The organism is Variovorax sp. Root318D1 (assembly GCF_001424835.1).
Lineage (GTDB): Bacteria > Pseudomonadota > Gammaproteobacteria > Burkholderiales > Burkholderiaceae_C > Variovorax.
In genome coordinates, this window is the sequence record NZ_LMCQ01000025.1 from 31,674 (window position 1) to 51,022 (window position 19,349).

A 19,349-nucleotide genomic window follows, 5' to 3' on the forward strand; every position below is an offset into this window, starting at 1 on the left:
GCCTAGAGAACGACCTTGACCGAAGGATGGGCCGACAGCGCGCGATAGAGATCGTCGAGCTGCTCGCGGCTGGTGGCGGTCACGGTGATGGTCACGCCCAGGTAGTTGCCCGCCTTGCTGTCGCGCAGCTCGACGGTGGTGGCGTCGAACGCCGGATCGAAGCGCTCGGCAATCTGGGTGATGGCATGCACGAAGCCATCGCCCTTGACGCCCATGACCTTGATCGGAAACTGCGAGGGATATTCGATCAGCGATTCCTTGCGCGGATCGGGAATGGGTGTGGTGACTGCGTCGGTGGTGTTCTCGGTCATGCCGGGGCTCCTTGCTTCTCAGCGTTGCGTTGCTTGGCCTGCTGGTAGGCCGCATACAAGCTCTTGTAGATGGGGCCGGGATGGCCATTGCCAATGGTTTTGCCGTCGAGCGCGATGACGGGCAGCACTTCCTTGCTGGCCGAGGACAGAATCAGTTCGTCGGCACTGAAGACTTCATCGCGCGACACGCGCCGCAGCGCAAAGGGAATGCCGCCTTCCTGGCACAGGCGTTCGAGCAAGCCGTAGCGGATGCCGGTGAGCACGAGGTTGTCCTTGGGCGGGCCGATCAGCACGCCGTCCTTCACTATCCATACGTTGCTCGACGAAGCCTCGCTGAGCCAGTCGCCACGGAACATGACGGTCTCTGCCGCGCCGGCCTCGACACTGATCTGCCGGGAGAGCACGGCGCCCAGCAGGCTGGTGCTCTTGATGTGGGCCTTCTGCCAGCGGAAGTCGTCTGCGGTCACGCAGGTCACGCCCCTGGCGCGCACCCCATCGGACACCGGTGGCAGCGGGTTCACCATCACGAAGACGGTGGGCTTGAGGCCCTTGACCATCGCATGGTCGCGCGGCGCAACGCCGCGGGTGACCTGGAAGTAGACGGCTTGCGGCGCATCGCCACCCGGGGCAATCAAGCGCATCACGATGCCGCGCCACTCGGCGAGCGTGAGCGGATTGGCAATCTGCAACTCGGCCAGCGAACGATCGAGCCGCGCCATGTGTTCTTCGAAGCAGAAGGGCTGGCCACCATAGGCGGGGACGACCTCATAGACGCCGTCGCCGAAAATGAAGCCACGGTCGAGCACGCTGACCTTGGCATCCTTGACGGCGGTGTATTCGCCGTCGAGGTAGCAAAGCGTGCTGGGAAGTGCGGCAGTGAGAGGGTGCATGCAGGAATTATGGTTGCGCGCGCCAAGTCGGGTTCTCGTCAGCCTTCGAAGCCTCGATTTGCAACGGCGACACTTCAAGTGGCCGGACGGGCTGGGTTTTTACTTATAATCAATGGCTTTGTAGAAATTCTGGGTCGTCATCCGGGCTTCATTCGAAATGAAAACAATCGCCCGAAAAGATGAAGGGGTCGCTGAAGACCTCGATACGGAATACAAGCCGTTGACCGCCGATGAGGCGCGTGAACTGCGAGCAAGGCATCCCTCGATTTCCCCTTGGCGGGTCATCGCGGGGCAGTTGGTTGTTGGTCTGCTGGTGGCGTTGGCCGCCTGGGGACTGACGGGGAGGCAAAATCTGGGTTGGTCCGCCGCTTACGGTGCGATCGCGGTGGTCATTCCTGCTGCGGTATTCGCACGGGGGTTGACCGGTCGGTTTTCTTCCCTGAATCCGGGCACTGCGGTGGTTGGGTTCTTCCTGTGGGAAATGGTCAAGATGGCCTTGTCGCTTGCGATGTTGTTCGCGGCGCCAGGGCTGATAACGGCGCTGAGCTGGCCTGCAATGCTGGTCGGCTTGGTGGTGACAATGAAGGCGGCCTGGTTGGCGGTGATGTTCTCGCCCCGGCGCCGGCAACATAGAGACGAGTAACTGAATGGCTGCTGAAAACGCTGCGGAACATGGTCAGACCGCGGGTGAATACATCATTCACCACTTGACGCACCTGCAAAGCTCCAAGCCCGGAGGTGTTGCGGATTTCTCGGTATTCAATTTCGACTCGCTCTTTTTCTCGATCGCGTTGGGCATGCTGGGTTGCTGGCTGCTCTGGCTGGCTGCCCGCAAGGCTACTTCGGGCGTTCCCGGGCGTTTTCAAGCGGCCGTCGAGCTTCTGGTCGAAATGGTCGACCAGCAGGCCAAGGGCATCGTCCACAACGCCACCAGCCGCAAGTTCGTTGCTCCGCTGGCGCTCACCATCTTCGTGTGGATCTTTTTGCTGAACGCAATGGACCTGTTCCCGGTCGACTTGTTCCCGGCAATCTGGGCCAAGATCTTCGGCATCGCGGGTGAAGATCCGCATCACGCCTACCTGCGCGTCGTGCCCACGGCCGACCTCTCGGTGACGATGGGCATGTCGGTTGCCGTGCTGCTGGTCTGCCTGTTCTACAACATCAAGATCAAGGGCCTCGGCGGCTGGGTGCATGAGCTCTTCACCGCGCCGTTCGGCAACCACTGGGCGCTGTATCCGTTCAACTTCGCGATGCAGATGATCGAGTTCGTCGCCAAGACGGTCTCGCACGGCATGCGTCTGTTCGGCAACATGTATGCCGGCGAACTGATCTTCCTGCTGATCGCCCTGATGGGCGGTGCCTGGTCGCTGTCGGCCACCGGCATCGGCCTGGCCATCGGCCACATCATCGCGGGCACGGCCTGGGCCATCTTCCACATCCTGATCATCACGCTGCAAGCCTTCGTGTTCATGATGCTGGCGCTGGTCTACATCGGCCAGGCTCACGATCACCACTGATCGTTCGGTTTCGTTTTCGTTTTTTGTTTTCTCTTCAACCAAAGTCCTCTAGGAGTCATCATGGAAGTTATTAGCTTTGTTGCACTGGCCGCCGGCCTGATCATCGGTCTGGGCGCTGTGGGCGCATGTATCGGCATCGGCATCATGGGCAGCAAGTACCTCGAGTCGGCCGCACGTCAGCCCGAACTCATGGGTGAACTTCAAACCAAGATGTTCCTGCTGGCTGGTCTGATCGACGCCGCTTTCATTATCGGCACCGGTATCGCGCTGTGGTTCGCAACGGCCAACCCGTTCCTGGCTCAGATCGCCAACCTGCCGAAGTAAGTCTTTCTCGTCGGACCCGTGACGTCGTTCCCTTCCGTGGAATGGCTTCGCATTCAATCCCAAAGAGAGGGTGAAAAGTGAGCATTACCGGTACCCTGATCGTTCAGATGATCGTGTTCCTGATCCTGGTCGGGTTCACGATGAAGTTCGTGTGGCCGCCGATCGCCAAGGCGCTGGACGACCGCGCTGCGAAGATCGCCGAAGGCCTCGCTGCAGCCGACATGGCCAAGTCCGAGTTGTCCGCCGCCAACAAGCGTGTGGAAGCCGAACTGGGCCAGGCACGCAATGAGTCCGCGCAACGTCTTGCCGACGCCGAACGTCGCGCCCAGGCCATCGTTGAAGAGGCCAAGGCCCGCGCGACCGAAGAAGGCAACAAGATCGTTGCTGCTGCACGCGTCGAAGCCGACCAGCAGGCACTGAAGGCGCGCGAAGCACTGCGCGAGCAGGTTGCCGCACTGGCCGTCAAGGGCGCAGAGCAGATTCTGCGCAAGGAAGTGAATGCAGGCGTCCACGCCGATTTGCTCGCCCGTCTGCAGACCGAACTCTGATAGAAGCCATGGCAGAACTCGCCACCATTGCACGTCCCTACGCCGAGGCGCTTTTCAAGGCGTCGTCGTCCGACGTCGCCGGAACCAGCGCATGGCTCGACAAGGTGGCCGCCATCGCGGCCAGCCCGGAGCTACAGCAGTTCGCCGACAACCCCAAGGCCACGGCCGAACAGGTTCTCGGTGTGGTCGCCGGTGCCTTCGGTGCACCGCTGACCGCCCACGCCCAGAACTTTCTGGGCGCGCTCCTGGACAACGGCCGTTTCTCGGTGCTGCCGGAAATTGCGAAGCAGTTCCGGGCACTGGCCAACGCAAAGAGCGGCTCGTCCGACGCCGTGGTCTACAGCGCCTTTCCCATCGACGCCGCGGTTCTGGCCAATGTGGCCGTCGCGCTCGAAAAGCGTTTCGGCCGCAAGCTGCAGGTCACGGTCCAGCAAGAGCCGGAACTGATCGGCGGCATCCGTGTGGTGGTCGGCGACGAGGTGCTCGACACCTCCGTCAAAGCGCGCCTTGAACAAATGAAAGTTGCGCTGGCGGCCTGACGGTCTTCAGCCCTCTACTTGTAGCCTCAAAGAAAGAAGGAAAGAGTCATGCAACTCAATCCCGCAGAAATTTCCGAACTGATCAAGAGCCGCATCGAGGGCCTTGGGGTCAGCGCCAACATCCGCAACGAGGGCACCGTCGTTTCGGTGACCGACGGCATCGTGCGCGTGCACGGCCTGTCCGATGCAATGCAGGGCGAAATGCTCGAGTTCCCGCCCACGGCAGACGGCACGCCGTCGTTCGGCCTGGCGCTGAACCTCGAGCGCGACTCGGTCGGCGCCGTGATTCTGGGCGAGTACGAGCACATCTCCGAAGGCGACACCGTCAAGTGCACGGGCCGCATCCTGGAAGTGCCCGTCGGCCCCGAACTCATCGGCCGCGTGGTGAACGCCCTGGGCCAGCCGATCGACGGCAAGGGTCCGATCAACGCCAAGATGACCGACGTGATCGAAAAGGTCGCTCCGGGCGTGATCGCACGGAAGTCCGTCGACCAGCCGATGCAGACCGGCCTCAAGTCCATCGACTCGATGGTGCCGATCGGCCGTGGCCAGCGCGAGCTGATCATCGGCGACCGCCAGACCGGCAAGACCGCCGTGGCGATCGACGCGATCATCAACCAGAAGGGTCAGAACATGACCTGCGTCTACGTCGCGATCGGCCAGAAGGCTTCGTCGATCAAGAACGTGGTGCGCGCACTCGAACAAGCCGGCGCGATGGACTACACCATCGTGGTGGCGGCATCGGCTTCCGAGTCGGCAGCCATGCAGTACGTGTCGGCCTACTCGGGCTGCACGATGGGCGAATACTTCCGCGACCGCGGCGAAGACGCGCTCATCGTCTATGACGACCTCTCCAAGCAAGCCGTGGCCTATCGCCAGGTCTCGCTGCTGCTGCGCCGCCCGCCAGGCCGCGAAGCCTACCCCGGCGACGTGTTCTATCTCCACAGCCGCCTGCTCGAACGCGCAGCCCGCGTGAACGCCGACTACGTCGAAGCCTTCACCAAGGGTGCCGTCAAGGGCAAGACCGGTTCGCTCACGGCCCTGCCAATCATCGAAACGCAAGCCGGCGACGTGTCCGCCTTCGTTCCGACCAACGTGATCTCGATCACCGACGGCCAGATCTTCCTGGAAACCAACCTGTTCAACGCCGGCATCCGCCCCGCCATCAACGCCGGTATCTCGGTGTCGCGCGTGGGTTCGTCGGCGCAGACCAAGGTCATCAAGGGCCTGTCGGGCGGTATCCGTACCGACCTCGCCCAGTACCGTGAACTGGCTGCGTTCGCGCAGTTCGCTTCCGACCTGGACGAAGCCACCCGCAAGCAGCTGGACCGCGGTGCCCGCGTGACCGAGCTGCTGAAGCAGGCCCAGTACAGCCCGCTGCCCATCTCGCTGATGGGTGCCACGCTGTTCGCGGTGAACAAGGGTTTCATGGACGACCTCGACATCAAGAAGGTGCTTCCGTTCGAACACGGCCTGCACCAGTTCCTGAAGTCCAGCCATGCTGCGCTGCTCGACAAGATCGAAAAGGCCAAGGCGCTCGACAAGGACGCCGAAGCCGAGCTGACCGCCGCCATCACGTCGTTCAAGAAGTCGTTCGCCTGATCGGCCGGACAAGGAGCACTCATGGCAGCTGGTAAGGAAATCCGCGGCAAGATCAAATCGGTGGAAAACACCAAGAAGATCACCAAGGCCATGGAAATGGTCTCGGTTTCCAAGATGCGCAAGGCGCAAGAGCGCATGCGTGCCGCCCGCCCCTACAGCGAGAAAATTCGCAACATTGCGGCCAATCTGGGCAAGGCGAATCCCGAGTACACCCACGCGTTCATGAAGAAGAACGATGCCAAGGCCATCGGCTTCATCATCGTCACGAGCGACAAGGGCCTGTGCGGTGGCTTGAACACCAACCTGCTGCGCGCCGTCACGGCCAAGCTGCGGGAAGCACAGAGCGCGGGCATCGCCATCGACTCGGTGGCCATCGGCAGCAAGGGGCTGGGCTTCCTGAACCGCATCGGTGCGCGCGTGGTGGCCCATGTCACCCACCTGGGCGACACGCCTCACCTGGACAAGCTCATCGGGCCGGTCAAGACGCTGCTCGACGCCTACGCCGAGGGAAAGCTGTCGGCCGTGTACCTGTGCTACACCAAGTTCATCAACACGATCAAGCAGGAGCCGCTCGTCGAGCAGCTGCTGCCGCTGGCCGCAGACTCGCTGCAAGTCGAGGCGGGTCAGCATTCGTGGGACTACATCTACGAGCCCGATGCGCAAAGCGTGATCGACGAGCTGCTGGTGCGCTATGTGGAGTCGCTGGTCTACCAGGCCGTGGCCGAGAACATGGCGTCCGAGCACTCCGCCCGCATGGTGGCCATGAAGGCGGCAACGGACAACGCGGGCAATGTGATCAACGAGCTCAAGCTGGTCTACAACAAGACCCGCCAGGCCGGCATCACCAAGGAACTTTCGGAAATCGTGTCCGGCGCCGCTGCGGCCGCCGGTGTTTGATGAGGCAATGTACCGGGCCACATTGCCATTCGAGGCTCGCTCTGCGGGCCCGATAACCGAAGGCCTTTTTTAGGGGACTCTGCATAATGAAAAAACTTCTCGTTCTGGTGGCCATGGCCGCCGCGCTGACCGCCTGCTCCAAGAAGGAAGAGGCGCCCGTGGCACCGGCGGCACCCGCCGCCACGCCAGCTCCCGCTCCGGCGGCGCCTGCGCCAGCTGCACCGCCGGCCGCAACCGCGCCGACGGCATCGGCTGCGGACCTGCCGCAAGAGTGCAACGACTACCTCGCCAAGGCACAGGCCTGCGCGTCCGCACAAAGCGGCGCAGCCGCTGATGCGATGAAGGCGAGCGTGGAGCAGACCAAGGCTGCCTGGGCTTCGTTGGGCACCGACAAGGCTGCATTGGGCCAAGCCTGCAAGGCTGCCAGCGATGCTTTCGCCGCACAGGCGGCGGCAATGAAGTGCTGATCGGAAGTATCTGAAATCAAGGGTGCCGGCCCGTCCGGCATTCTTGCAAAAGCGGCCCGCGATGGCACAAGGACGCTTCTGCAAGAACCTGTCGCAACATTATTGAGATCCAGAAGGAAACGCCATGGCTGAAGGAAAAATTGTCCAATGTATCGGCGCCGTGGTCGACGTGGAGTTCCCGCGTGACCAGATGCCCAAGGTGTATGACGCCTTGAAATTCGAAGGCGGCGGGCTGACTCTCGAAGTCCAGCAGCAGCTCGGCGACGGCGTGGTGCGCACCATTGCGCTCGGCTCGTCTGACGGCCTGCGCCGCGGCCTGATCGTGACCAACACCGGCGCGCCTATCACGGTGCCCGTCGGCAAGGCCACGCTGGGCCGCATCATGGACGTGCTCGGCCGTCCGATCGACGAGCGCGGCGAAGTGAGCCAAGACCTCACCGCTTCGATCCACCGCAAGGCGCCTGCATACGACGAGCTCTCGCCGTCGCAAGACCTGCTGGAAACCGGCATCAAGGTGATCGACCTGGTGTGCCCGTTCGCCAAGGGCGGCAAGGTGGGCCTGTTCGGCGGCGCCGGCGTGGGCAAGACCGTGAACATGATGGAACTCATCAACAACATCGCCAAGGCTCACTCGGGTCTGTCGGTGTTCGCCGGTGTGGGTGAACGTACCCGCGAAGGCAACGACTTCTATCACGAGATGGCCGACTCCGGCGTCGTGAACCTCGAGAAGCTCGAGGACTCGAAGGTGGCCATGGTCTACGGCCAGATGAACGAACCCCCGGGCAACCGTCTGCGCGTGGCGCTGACCGGCCTGACCATCGCCGAGTCGTTCCGCGACGAAGGCCGTGACGTGCTGTTCTTCGTGGACAACATCTACCGCTACACGCTGGCCGGTACCGAAGTGTCGGCTCTGCTGGGCCGCATGCCTTCCGCCGTGGGCTACCAGCCGACGCTGGCCGAAGAAATGGGCCGCCTGCAAGAGCGGATCACGTCGACCAAGGTCGGCTCGATCACCTCGATCCAGGCTGTGTACGTGCCGGCCGACGACTTGACCGACCCGTCGCCCGCCACCACCTTCGCCCACTTGGACTCGACCGTGGTGCTGTCGCGCGACATCGCTTCGCTCGGTATCTACCCCGCCGTGGACCCGCTGGACTCGACCTCGCGCCAGCTCGACCCGAACGTGGTCGGCGAAGAGCACTACAACGTGGCCCGCGCCGTGCAAGGCACGCTGCAGCGCTACAAGGAACTGCGCGACATCATCGCGATTCTGGGCATGGACGAACTGGCTCCCGACGACAAACTCGCCGTGGCCCGCGCACGCAAGATCCAGCGTTTCCTGTCGCAGCCGTTCCACGTGGCCGAAGTGTTCACCGGTTCGCCCGGCAAGTACGTGCCGCTGGCTGAAACCATCCGCGGCTTCAAGATGATCGTGAACGGCGAAGCCGACCACCTGCCGGAACAAGCGTTCTACATGGTCGGCGGCATCGACGAAGCGTTCGAAAAGGCCAAGAAGGTCGCTTAATAAGGAATCACCATGGCAGGCACCATTCATGTGGACGTGGTCAGCGCGGAAGAGTCGATCTTCTCGGGCGAAGCCAAGTTCGTCGCGCTGCCCGGTGAAGCCGGTGAGCTCGGCATCTATCCGCGCCACACCCCGCTGATCACGCGCATCCGTCCGGGTGCGGTGCGCATCGAAACGGCCGACGGCGGCGAAGAGTTCGTCTTCGTGGCCGGCGGCATTCTCGAAGTGCAGCCCAACGCCGTCACCGTGCTGTCCGACACTGCCATCCGCGGCAAGGACCTCGACGACGAGAAGGCCAACAAGGCCAAGGCGGCTGCCGAGGAAGCGCTCAAGAACGCCAGGAGCGACATCGACATCGCCATGGCGCAATCCGAACTGGCCGTCATGGCCGCCCAGATTGCGGCGCTGCGCAAGTACCGCCAGAAGAAGTAATCCAGCGAGCAAGAGCCGACGCTCTCACTCCGAAGAAGCCGCCTCCCGGGCGGCTTTTTTTTGCCTGCGTCCTGCAGAAGAAGGGCAGCTTCGATCTGAATTTGGTCGAAGTTCGGCCTTGTCCGGCTAAAGCCACGCGCCTAGTATTCGCATTCCGCCCGATCGGTACCCCCGGGGGCCGGCGGGCCAAAAGAATATTGGAGACACAGCGCGTGGCACCCTGGAGTGGCATCACTGCGGACGAAATGCGATTGCTGGAGACCACTTTCTGGTCGGCCGGCGGGTCGCGCCATGCCATGGCCGAGCAGCTCGGCTTCTCCAAGAGCAAGGCCAATGCGCTGATCGCGGGCCTCGTCGACCAAGGCCTGTTGGCCGAAGCCGGCCTGCAGCGTTCATCGGGCGGACGGCGCGCCGAAAACCTCCAGCTTCACACCGGCCTGGGCGTGCTCGTGGGCATCGACATCGGCGCCACCAGCCTGGACGTCGCGGTGCTGCGCCCCGACCTCACCGTGCTGGCGCAGCACGACGAACCCGCCGACGTGCGCGAAGGCCCGGCCGTGGTGCTGGCGCGGGTGCGCGTGCTCATGCGCGAACTGCTCGCGCGCTGCAACACCGGCGCTAGGGACGTGCTCGGCATTGGCATCGGCGTGCCGGGCCCCGTCAATTTCGAGATCGGCCAGCTCGTGAACCCGCCGCTGATGCCGGCCTGGGACAGCTTTTCGATCCGCGACTACCTGCGCGAGGACTATGCCGCCCCGGTCTTCGTCGATAACGACGTGAACCTGATGGCGCTCGGCGAGCTCTGGCGGTTGAAGCGCTCGCTCAGCAACTTTCTCGTGATCAAGATCGGCACCGGCATCGGCTGCGGCATCGTCTGCCACGGCGAGGTCTATCGCGGCGCGGCCGGTTCGGCCGGCGACGTGGGCCACATCTGCGTTGACCAGGAGGGCCCGCGCTGCCATTGCGGCAATGTCGGCTGCGTCGAGGCCATGGCCGCGGGGCCGGCCATCACGCGCATGGCCGTGCAGGCGGCGGAAGCCGGCGATAGCGCCTTGCTCGCCGAGTGCTTGCGCGTGCACGGGCGCATCGAGGCCGTCGACGTGGGCCAGGCGAGCCGTGCCGGCGACACGACGGCCAACGGCATCATCCAGCGCGCGGGCAACCTCATCGGCCAGATGCTGGCGTCGGTGGTGAACTTCTTCAATCCGTCGCATGTGTTCATCGGCGGCGGCATCACGCGCATCGGCCCGCTGTTTCTCGCGGCCGTGCGGCAGAGCGTCTACCAGCGCTCGCTCGCGCTTTCGACGCGGCACCTGGAAATCCAGTACACGCCACTGGGCGTGCAGGGCGGGCTGATCGGCGCCGGCGTGCTCGCGATGCACGAAACACTCAAAGTCCGCGGGGTGGCGCCATGACGGCACAAACAGCAACCAAGGGAAGCGTCGCGGTCGAATTCGACGGCGTGGTGAAAGCCTTCGGCCCGGTGCAGGTGCTGCACGGCGTGAGCTTTTCGCTCGCGCCCGGACGCGTCTACGGATTGCTCGGCGAGAACGGTGCCGGCAAGTCGACGTTGATGAAGATTCTTGCGGGCTACGAGTCGCTCACCGGTGGCGCGCTGCGCATCAACGGCGAGCCCCGGCACTTCACGAGTTCGCGCGATGCCGAGGCGCTGGGCATCGTGCTGATTCACCAGGAGTTCAATCTCGCTGAAGACTTGAGCGTGGCGCAGAACATCTTCCTCGGCCATGAAAAGAAGAAGGGCTGGCTGCTCGACGATGCGACGATGGAACGCGACGCTGCGGCAGCGCTCGCCGCCGTTGGCCTGCAAGTCGATCCGCGTACCAAGGTGCGGCGGCTCATCGTGGCCGAGAAGCAGTTGGTCGAAATTGCCAAGGCCATCGCACGACGCGCGCGCCTCCTGATCATGGACGAGCCCACCGCCACGCTCACACCCGGCGAGACCGAGCGCCTCTTCAAGCTCATCGCGCAGCTGCGCGCCGACGGCGTGACCATCGTCTACATCTCGCACAAGCTCGACGAGGTCGAGCAGGTGACCGACGAGGTGATCGTGATGCGTGACGGCCGCTTCGTGGCGCGCGCGCCCACGCCCCAGGTGACCCGCCACCAGATGGCCAACCTCATGGTGGGCCGCGAACTCGCCGACCTGTATCCGCCGCGCGACGTGGTGGTGGCTGCCGATGCAGCCGCCATGCGCGTGCGCAACTTCAGCGTGCCCGGCTGGGCGCACGACGTCGGCTTTGAGGTGCGCCCCGGCGAGATCCTCGGCTTTGCGGGCCTTGTCGGCGCCGGCCGCACCGAGCTGTTCGAAGGCCTCCTGGGCCTCAGGCCTGCGAGCGGCGATGTCGAGATGCTCGGCAAGCCGGTGCCGCACCAGACGGGCTGGCGCAATCCGCGCGACGCGGCGCGGCACGGACTCACCTACCTGAGCGAAGACCGCAAAGGCAAGGGCCTGCACGTGAACTTCGGCCTGCGCCAGAACCTCACGCTGATGGCGCTCGAGCGCTATGCCCAGCCCTGGCTCCAACCCGAGGCCGAACGCGGCGCGCTGGCCGAGGCCGTGAAGGACTACGGCATTCGCACCGGCTCGCTCGACGTCAAGGCATCTTCGCTCTCGGGCGGCAACCAGCAGAAGCTCGCACTCGCCAAGGTGCTGCAGCCCCGGCCCAAGGTGGTGGTGCTCGACGAGCCCACGCGCGGCGTCGACATCGGCGCCAAGCGCGACATCTATTTCCTGATCCAGCGACTCGCCCGCGAAGGGCTCGCGGTGATCGTCGTTTCGTCGGAGCTGATGGAACTCATCGGCCTGTGCCACCGCGTGGCGGTGATGCGCGCGGGCCGCCTCGTCGCCACGCTCAACGCCGACCATTTGACAGAAGAGGAGCTCATCGCTCATGCCACCGGAACAGCAGACATCCACGCCGCGGCCTGAAGCCGCGCAACACCGCGGCGAGAGCAAGCCGCGCTGGACCGAACGCCTGCACGGCCTCGGCCCGGTCATCGGCCTCGTGCTGCTGTGCATCGGCGGCACGCTGCTGAACAGCGACTTCGCCACCGTCGACAACGCCATGAACGTGCTCACGCGCACCGCCTTCATCGGCATCATCGCGGTTGGCATGTGCTTCGTGATCATCTCGGGCGGCATCGACCTGTCGGTGGGCTCGATGGCGGCTCTCATCGCGGGCAGCGTGATCATGTTCATCAACTGGGCGGGGCCGGCCTCGGGCTCGCCGCTCATGGCGGTGGTGATGGGCGCGGTGCTCGCGGTGGTGCTGGGCGCGCTGTTCGGCCTTGCGCACGGGCTCCTGATCACCAAGGGACGCATCGAGCCCTTCATCGTGACGCTGGGCACGCTCGGCATCTTTCGCGCGTACCTCACGTACTTTGCCGACGGCGGCGCGCTCACGCTCGACAACGATTTGTCGGACCTCTATGCGCCGGTGTACTACGCGAGCCTCGCGGGCATTCCGGTGCCGGTGTGGGTGTTCGTTGTGGTCGCGATCATCGGCGGCGTCATCTTGAACCGCACGGCCTACGGACGCTACGTGCAGGCCATCGGATCGAACGAGCAGGTGGCGCGCTACGCGGCGGTGGACGTCGACCGCGTGAAGATCCTCACCTACGTGCTGCTCGGCGTGTGCGTGGGCATTGCCACGCTGCTGTACGTGCCGCGCCTCGGTTCCGCATCGCCGACCACCGGCCTCTTGTGGGAGCTCGAGGCGATTGCCGCGGTGATCGTCGGCGGCACCGCGCTCAAGGGCGGCGCGGGCAGCATCACGGGCACCATGGTGGGGGCCATCCTGCTTTCGGTCATCAGCAACATCCTGAACCTCACCAGCATCATCAGCGTGTACCTGAACGCCGCGGTGCAAGGCTTCGTGATCATCATCGTCGCGTTCCTCCAGAGAGGACGCCGCTAGGCCGTTCCCGTTCCAATCCATCAACCACAAGGAGACATCCAGCATGACAAGCTTCACACGTCGCATCGCACTCACGGCCGTGGCGGCCGCGGCGCTCGCGAGCCTGCCGGCATTCGCCGCCGAGAAAGTGAACCTCGGCGTTTCGATTCCCGCGGCCACGCACAGCTTCATGGGCGGCATCAACTACTGGGCCAACCAGGCGAAGAAGGATCTGGAGAAGGAACACAAGGACCTGAAGATCACGATCAAGACCGCGGCCAACGCGCCCGAGCAGGCGAACCAGCTGCAAGACCTCTCGACCGTCACCAAGATCAACGCCCTCGTGGTGTTCCCGTTCGAATCGGCCGCGCTGACCAAGCCGGTGGCGCAGGTCAAGGCCAAGGGCGCCTACGTGACCGTGGTCGACCGCGGCCTCACCGACACCAGCGCGCAAGACGCCTATGTGGCGGGCGACAACACCGCCTTCGGACGCATCCCGGCCGAGTACATCGCGAAGCAGCTCGGCGGCAAGGGCAACGTGGTCGCGCTGCGCGGCATTGCCACCACGCTGGACAACGAGCGCATGGACGCCTTCAACGCGGTGCTCAAGAACCATCCGGACATCAAGCTGCTCGATGCCAAGTACGCCAACTGGAACCGCGACGACGCCTTCAAGGTCACGCAGGACTACCTCACGCGCTTCAAGAACATCGACGCCATCTGGGCGGCTGACGACGACATGGCCGTGGGCGTGCTCAAGGCCATCGAGCAGGCCAAGCGCGACGACATCAAGATCGTCTTCGGCGGCGCGGGCGCCAAGGGCATGGTCAAGACCATCATGGACGGCAAGGACAAGCGCATCGGCGCCGACGTGAGCTACTCGCCCAAGTTCATCTACGACGCGATCAAGCTCACGGCAGAGGCACGGCTGAAGGGCGAGAAGCTGCCCGCGACGACGATCATTCCTTCGGTGCTGATCACCAAGGAAAACGCCAAGGACTTCTACCACCCGAACTCGCCGTTCTGATTTCGCCTTGCTCCCTCTCCCCTTGGGGAGAGGGTTGGGGTGAGGGCCAGCAGCGATGGCAAAGGCAGAGGCGGTGTGTATGCGAACGCCGATGCCCTCACCCTAGCCCTCTCCCAGAGGGAGAGGGGACAGTTACCCAGGAATCTCGAGAAGATTGATGACCGATACACCTCTTCGCAAGCTGCGCTGCGCCATGGTCGGGGGCGGGCGCGACGCCTTCATCGGCGCGGTGCACCGCAAGGCGATGGCGCTCGACGGGCAGATCGAACTCGTGGCCGGCGCCTTGTCGTCGAGCCCCGAGAAGGCGCGCGCCTCCGGCCGCGACCTCGGGCTGGCAGACGACCGCAACCACGGCGACTGGCAGTCGCTCCTCGCCGACGAGTTGAAGCGCCCGCCGCAAGAACGCATCGACTTCGTCTCGATCGTCACGCCCAATCACGTGCACTTTCCGGTGGCAGAGGCCTTTGCAGAAGCGGGCTTTCACGTGGTGTGCGACAAGCCGCTGGTGCACACGCGCGCGCAGGCCGATGCGCTGGTGGCCGCCGTGAAAAAGCAAGGCACGGTCTTCGGTGTCACCTACAACTACACCGGCTACCCGATGGTGCGGCAGGCGCGCGAGATGGTTCGCTCGGGCCAGCTCGGCGAGCTGCGCAAGGTGGTCGTCGAATACAACCAGGGCTGGCTCGCGAGCCACGTCGAAGGCAGTGGCAGCAACAAGCAGGCCGACTGGCGCACCGACCCCGCGCGCAGCGGCGCGGCCGGCGCCATCGGCGACATCGGCTCGCATGCCGAGAACCTCGTTGCAAGCGTCACGGGTCTGGAGATCGAAAGCCTCTGCGCCGACCTGAGCGCGCTGGTGCCGGGCCGCATGCTCGACGACGACGGCAGCCTGCTGCTGCGCTTCAAGGGCGGCGCGCGCGGCGTGCTGATCGCCTCGCAGATCAACACCGGGCTGGAGAACGATCTGCGCCTGCGCATTTCCGGCGCGCTGGGCACGCTCGAATGGCGCCAGGAGCGGCCGAGCGAGCTGCTGCACCTGCCGCACGACGGACCCAAGCGCATCCTCACGCGCGGTTCGCCGTGGCTTTGCGAATCGGCGCAGCGCGCGAGCCGGCTGCCCGCGGGCCACCCCGAAGGCTTCATCGAGGCCTTTGCCAACATCTACGGCGGCGTCGTGGCCGACATCCGCGCGCGGCTCGCGGGCATTGCAGCCGATCCGCTCGCGGCAGACTACCCGCGCGTGGAAGACGGCGCGCGGGGCGTTCGATTCATCGAGAGCGCGGTCGCCTCTGCCGCGAGCGAGGCCAAGTGGACGGCCTGGTGAGTTGGTGAGCTTGCGCGCGGGCCGGCCGCGCGCATCGCGCAAGCTGTAGGTGGCTTCCCACAGCTGAATCTCCCTTCGGCGACTGGCTTGGCGCGGCCGCCGGAACAGCATCCCTCTACACCACTCGCGATGCCCCGCCGACTGCGGCGGACCACGAGTGCGTTCGATCGAAGGGAAACGCGTATGGATGCCGTCAACACGCAGACATTGTTGGTTCTGGCGGTCGTCGTGATCCTCGTAGTGGTCGCGCTGGCCGTGTTCCTCGCTCAACGAAAGCGACAATCCCGGCAGCTCCAAGAGCACTTCGGGTCGGAATACGGCCGCGTCGTCACGGAGCTGGGCAACCGCTCGAAGGCAGAGGCCGAACTCAAGAGACGCCAGCAGCGCGTCGAAGCGTTGCGCATCGTTCCGCTGGCGCCGGGCGAAGCGGCCAGGTTCAGCAGGACCTGGAACGGCCTGCAGGCCGAGTTCGTCGACAACCCGCAGGGGGCGGTGGCCAAGGCGGATGAACTGGTGCGCGAGCTGATGCTGAAGCGCGGCTACCCGATGGGCGACTTCGAGCACCGGGCGGCCGACATTTCGGTCGACCATCCGGCCGTCGTGAGCAACTACCGTGCGGCACAGGACATTCGAGCGCGAAACCTGCGCGGCGAAGCCGACACGGAGGAATTGCGCAAGGCGGTGGTGCACTACCGTGCCCTGTTCGATGACCTGCTCGAGGTGAGAGAAGTCGAACGGGAAAGAATGCCGGCACGGCCGGTGGAGGTCCGATCATGAACCGCGAATCGACCGAGGCAGACCGCGCCATCGCGCCGGACGACTTGGACCAACGCCCCATGCCCGAGACGAGGGCGGCCGAGACGAGAGCGCCCGCCAGGAGTGAAGACGACTCGCTGGAGCCGCTTTTCTCTCCGGATGCGGCGCGGGACTTCCGCGCCAACTGGGATGCCGTGCAGATCAGCTTCGTCGACGATCCGAAGCAGGCGGTGCGCCAGGCCGACCAGCTGGTCCGCCAGGTCCTGGATGACCTGGGGCAGACCTTTTCCAGCGAACGCAACGCGCTCGATGGTGGAACGGACACGGCGAACCAGGCCTCCACGGAGAACCTGCGCCTGGCCTTGAGGCGCTATCGGTCCTTCTTCCAGCGCCTGCTCTCCCTGTAGCCGCATGCGCAGGGCGCGCGCCGGGGCGCGGCCGCCGCCGTGCCCTGGCCGCTGCAACGGCGCGCGGTCGTGACCGCTTTCGCCGGCTGCTCCACAATCCGGTTCATGACCGAGCACGAGTTCCTCAATCCCTACACCCACGGTTTCGCACGGCTGGCCGTGGCGGTGCCGCGCAACCGCGTGGCCGATCCGGTGTTCAACGTGGCGGAAACCATCCGCATGTACCGCGAGGCGGCGGCCGACGGCGCGGTGCTGGTCGCTTTCCCAGAGCTGGGCCTCTCGGCCTATACCTGCGACGATTTGTTCCACCAAGCGGCGCTGCTCGATGCCTGCGAGCGCGCGCTGCTGGAAGTCGCCGCGGCCTCGCGGGACACCGGCGCTGTGGCCGTCGTGGGCCTGCCGCTGCGGGTGGACCATCGCCTCTTCAACTGCGCCGCAGTGGTGGCGGGCGGCCGCGTGCTGGGCGTGCTGCCCAAGACCTACCTGCCGAACTACGGCGAGTTCTATGAAGGCCGGCAGTTCAATGGCGCCGACACCGCGCTCTCGACCGACGTCGAACTCGGCGGCGAGCGCGTGCCCTTCGGCGCCGAGCTCCTGTTCCAGTCGCGGCAGATGCCCCTCTTCAAGCTGCACGTGGAGATCTGCGAAGACGTGTGGGTGCCGATTCCGCCCTCGAGCTACGCCGCGCTGGCTGGCGCGACGGTGCTGGTCAATCTCTCGGCCTCCAACATCACGATCGGCAAGGCGGACTACCGGCATCGGCTGGTCAGCCTGCAATCGGCGCGCTGCCTTGCGGCCTATCTCTATTCGTCGGCCGGCATCGGCGAATCGACCACCGACCTCGCCTGGGACGGGCAGGCGCTGATCTGCGAGGGCGGCGACATGCTGGCCGAGAGCGAACGCTTCAGCAACCGCTCGCACGTCATCGCGGCCGACGTCGACCTGGAGCGCCTGTCGCGCGAGCGTATGCGGCAGAACAGCTTCGGCACCTCGGTCCAGAAGCACAAGAGCGTGCTGGCGGGGTGGCGCACCGTCGAGTTCGATCTGGCGCCGCCGCGCCAGGTGCCGCGCGGCCTGCTGCGCACGGTGGAGCGCTTTCCCTACGTGCCGTCGGACCCGGCGCGGCGCGACGAGCGATGCGGCGAGGTGTTCAACATCCAGGTGCAGTCGCTGGTGCAGCGGCTCGAAGCCAGCCACATCGACAAGCTGGTGATCGGTGTCTCGGGCGGGCTCGATTCGACGCACGCGCTCCTGGTCTGCGCGCAGGCCATGGACCGGCTCGGCCTGCCGCGCGCCAACATCCTCGGCTTCACCATGCCGGGCTTCGCCACGAGCGGCCGCACCCTCGCGCAGGCGCACCGCCTCATGACCAGCATCGGCTGCACGGCGCGCGAGATCGACATCCGTCCGAGCTGCCGCCAGATGCTGGAAGACCTCGGCCATCCGTTCGGCCAGGGCGTGCCGCAGTACGACATCACCTTCGAGAACGTGCAGGCCGGCGAGCGCACCAGCCACCTGTTCCGGCTTGCCAATCATCACAACGGCATCGTGGTCGGCACCGGCGACCTGAGCGAACTGGCGCTGGGCTGGTGCACCTATGGCGTCGGCGACCACATGTCGCACTACAACGTGAACGCGAGCGTGCCCAAGACGCTGATCAAGCACCTGGTGCATTGGGTCGCGGCAACCGGGGTGCTGGGTGCCGACGGCAGCGCGGTGCTGCGCGATATTCTCCAGACCGAGGTCAGTCCCGAGCTCATTCCCGACGACGCAAAGAAGGATGCCCCCGACGGGTCGTCGAAGCAGCCCGGCCAGCGCACCGAGGATGTGATCGGCCCCTACGAGCTGCAGGACTTCCATCTCTACTACATCCTGCGCTATGGCTTCAGGCCGACCAAGGTCGCCTTCCTCGCCCATGCGGCGTGGGGCGACCGCACGCGCGGACGCTGGCCCGAGAACGACCTGCAGCCGGCGCGCAACGAGTACGCGCTGGCCGACATCAAGCGCCATCTGGGCACCTTCCTCTATCGCTTCTTCAAGATCAGCCAATTCAAGCGCTCCTGCGTCCCGAACGCGCCCAAGGTCGGCTCGGGCGGTTCGCTGTCTCCGCGCGGCGACTGGCGCGCGCCGAGCGACTCGGAAGCGGAGGTCTGGCTCGAGGACCTGAAGCGCGTGCCGGAGCGCTGAGCGCAGGGCGGCCAATGGGCTGCTGGCCGATTGCCGTATTCCGCCGATGGGGGCTTGTGGGTTAGAAAGCGGCTGGCTTTCATTTCTGATCCGTCTCTGCTGGAGTACACGATGAAGACCCACACCCGCTTCGGGATCGCCGCCGCGACCTGCCTCCTCTTCGTTGCCGGCGCGGCGCACGCGCTCGACTATCCGCCGCGCAAGCCGGGGCTCTGGGAGCTGTCGATCCAGTCGGACGACGGCGCGTCCAAGACCCCCGCCATGCAGACCCAGCAGTGCATCGATGGCGCCACCGACAAGGCCATGCGCGAGATGGGCAGCAGCTCCGGCCAGCAAGCCTGCTCCAAGCAGGACATGCGTACCGAGGGCGGCAGGATCGTGGTCGACTCGGTGTGCAGGATGGGCAACACCACCGCCACCACGCATTCGGTGATCACGGGCGACTTCGGCACCGGCTACCGCATGGAAAGCCGCTCCAGCTACAACCCGCCGATGATGGGCCGCAAGGAAGGCACGGCCATCGTCGAGGCCAAGTGGGTCGGGCCCTGCAAGGCCGGCCAGAAGCCGGGCGACATGATGATGCCGAACGGCATGAAGATGAACGTGCTGGAGATGACAGGCGGCGCAAGGAAGAAGTAGGCTCGCGCCGACACAGCTTCGCGTCGGCCCGTCTGCGCGA

21 protein-coding genes are annotated in these 19,349 nt (G+C 65.1%); 19 read left to right on the top strand and 2 right to left on the bottom strand.

What is annotated here, in order from left to right:
- Positions 1-2: 2 nt before the first annotated feature.
- Both ASC78_RS25285 and ASC78_RS25290 read right to left on the bottom strand, forming a co-directional pair.
- Complete coding sequence (locus ASC78_RS25285; protein ID WP_055807987.1) at positions 3-311, bottom strand: YbeD family protein; 309 nt, start codon at positions 309-311, stop codon at positions 3-5.
- Positions 308-1,201: a D-amino acid aminotransferase gene (locus ASC78_RS25290; RefSeq protein ID WP_055807989.1), complete on the bottom strand. Its 894-nt coding sequence runs from the start codon at positions 1,199-1,201 to the stop codon at positions 308-310. Before ASC78_RS25290 ends, ASC78_RS25285 begins: the two co-directional genes overlap by 4 nt.
- Positions 1,202-1,358: 157 nt before the next feature.
- Here ASC78_RS25290 and ASC78_RS25295 point away from each other — a divergent pair, with 157 nt between their 5' ends.
- The 19 genes from ASC78_RS25295 (at position 1,359) to ASC78_RS25385 (ending at position 19,309) form a co-directional block, all read left to right on the top strand.
- A complete protein-coding gene (locus ASC78_RS25295; protein ID WP_055807991.1) occupies positions 1,359-1,844 on the top strand; it encodes an ATP synthase subunit I in 486 nt (161 codons plus the stop codon).
- 4 nt (positions 1,845-1,848) lie between these two features.
- On the top strand, positions 1,849-2,718 hold the full coding sequence (atpB, locus tag ASC78_RS25300) for a F0F1 ATP synthase subunit A (protein ID WP_055807993.1): 870 nt from the start codon (positions 1,849-1,851) through the stop codon (positions 2,716-2,718).
- A 60-nt stretch (positions 2,719-2,778) separates the two neighbouring features.
- A complete protein-coding gene (gene atpE / locus ASC78_RS25305) occupies positions 2,779-3,042 on the top strand; it encodes a F0F1 ATP synthase subunit C (protein ID WP_007830191.1) in 264 nt (87 codons plus the stop codon).
- Positions 3,043-3,119: 77 nt separating this feature from the next.
- Positions 3,120-3,590 (top strand): F0F1 ATP synthase subunit B, encoded by a 471-nt coding sequence (locus ASC78_RS25310; protein WP_055807994.1) that lies wholly within the window; start codon positions 3,120-3,122, stop codon positions 3,588-3,590.
- 8 nt (positions 3,591-3,598) lie between these two features.
- Entirely contained in the window at positions 3,599-4,129 is a 531-nt protein-coding gene (locus tag ASC78_RS25315; RefSeq protein WP_055807996.1) for a F0F1 ATP synthase subunit delta, read from the top strand.
- Positions 4,130-4,177: 48 nt separating this feature from the next.
- The gene (gene atpA / locus ASC78_RS25320) at positions 4,178-5,731 is read left to right on the top strand and encodes a F0F1 ATP synthase subunit alpha (RefSeq protein WP_055807998.1); all 1,554 of its coding nucleotides are present in this window, start codon (positions 4,178-4,180) and stop codon (positions 5,729-5,731) included.
- 21 nt (positions 5,732-5,752) lie between these two features.
- Complete coding sequence (atpG, locus tag ASC78_RS25325) at positions 5,753-6,628, top strand: F0F1 ATP synthase subunit gamma (protein ID WP_055807999.1); 876 nt, start codon at positions 5,753-5,755, stop codon at positions 6,626-6,628.
- Between the two features lie 86 nt (positions 6,629-6,714).
- Positions 6,715-7,095 (top strand): hypothetical protein, encoded by a 381-nt coding sequence (locus ASC78_RS25330; protein WP_055808001.1) that lies wholly within the window; start codon positions 6,715-6,717, stop codon positions 7,093-7,095.
- A 124-nt stretch (positions 7,096-7,219) separates the two neighbouring features.
- Positions 7,220-8,620 carry a F0F1 ATP synthase subunit beta gene (gene atpD / locus ASC78_RS25335; RefSeq protein WP_055808003.1) on the top strand — a complete coding sequence of 467 codons (1,401 nt, stop codon included), beginning with the start codon at positions 7,220-7,222 and terminating at the stop codon, positions 8,618-8,620.
- A 12-nt stretch (positions 8,621-8,632) separates the two neighbouring features.
- On the top strand, positions 8,633-9,052 hold the full coding sequence (locus tag ASC78_RS25340; RefSeq protein ID WP_055808004.1) for a F0F1 ATP synthase subunit epsilon: 420 nt from the start codon (positions 8,633-8,635) through the stop codon (positions 9,050-9,052).
- 245 nt (positions 9,053-9,297) lie between these two features.
- Positions 9,298-10,467 carry an ROK family protein gene (locus tag ASC78_RS25345; RefSeq protein WP_055808006.1) on the top strand — a complete coding sequence of 390 codons (1,170 nt, stop codon included), beginning with the start codon at positions 9,298-9,300 and terminating at the stop codon, positions 10,465-10,467.
- On the top strand, positions 10,464-12,002 hold the full coding sequence (locus ASC78_RS25350; protein WP_055808008.1) for a sugar ABC transporter ATP-binding protein: 1,539 nt from the start codon (positions 10,464-10,466) through the stop codon (positions 12,000-12,002). The genes ASC78_RS25345 and ASC78_RS25350 overlap by 4 nt, the downstream gene beginning before the upstream one ends.
- Complete coding sequence (locus ASC78_RS25355) at positions 11,965-12,990, top strand: ABC transporter permease (protein WP_055808010.1); 1,026 nt, start codon at positions 11,965-11,967, stop codon at positions 12,988-12,990. Before ASC78_RS25350 ends, ASC78_RS25355 begins: the two co-directional genes overlap by 38 nt.
- A 43-nt stretch (positions 12,991-13,033) precedes the next feature.
- Positions 13,034-13,996, top strand: a complete 963-nt coding sequence (locus tag ASC78_RS25360; protein WP_055808012.1) for a substrate-binding domain-containing protein — start codon at positions 13,034-13,036, stop codon at positions 13,994-13,996.
- Positions 13,997-14,153: 157 nt separating this feature from the next.
- Positions 14,154-15,320 (top strand): Gfo/Idh/MocA family protein, encoded by a 1,167-nt coding sequence (locus ASC78_RS25365; protein ID WP_055808014.1) that lies wholly within the window; start codon positions 14,154-14,156, stop codon positions 15,318-15,320.
- Positions 15,321-15,503: 183 nt separating this feature from the next.
- Entirely contained in the window at positions 15,504-16,097 is a 594-nt protein-coding gene (locus ASC78_RS25370; RefSeq protein WP_055808015.1) for a hypothetical protein, read from the top strand.
- The gene (locus ASC78_RS27595; protein ID WP_055808017.1) at positions 16,094-16,483 is read left to right on the top strand and encodes a hypothetical protein; all 390 of its coding nucleotides are present in this window, start codon (positions 16,094-16,096) and stop codon (positions 16,481-16,483) included. Before ASC78_RS25370 ends, ASC78_RS27595 begins: the two co-directional genes overlap by 4 nt.
- 105 nt (positions 16,484-16,588) lie before the next feature.
- On the top strand, positions 16,589-18,670 hold the full coding sequence (locus ASC78_RS25380; protein ID WP_055808019.1) for an NAD(+) synthase: 2,082 nt from the start codon (positions 16,589-16,591) through the stop codon (positions 18,668-18,670).
- A 111-nt stretch (positions 18,671-18,781) separates the two neighbouring features.
- Entirely contained in the window at positions 18,782-19,309 is a 528-nt protein-coding gene (locus ASC78_RS25385; protein ID WP_082517657.1) for a DUF3617 domain-containing protein, read from the top strand.
- Positions 19,310-19,349: the final 40 nt, after the last annotated feature.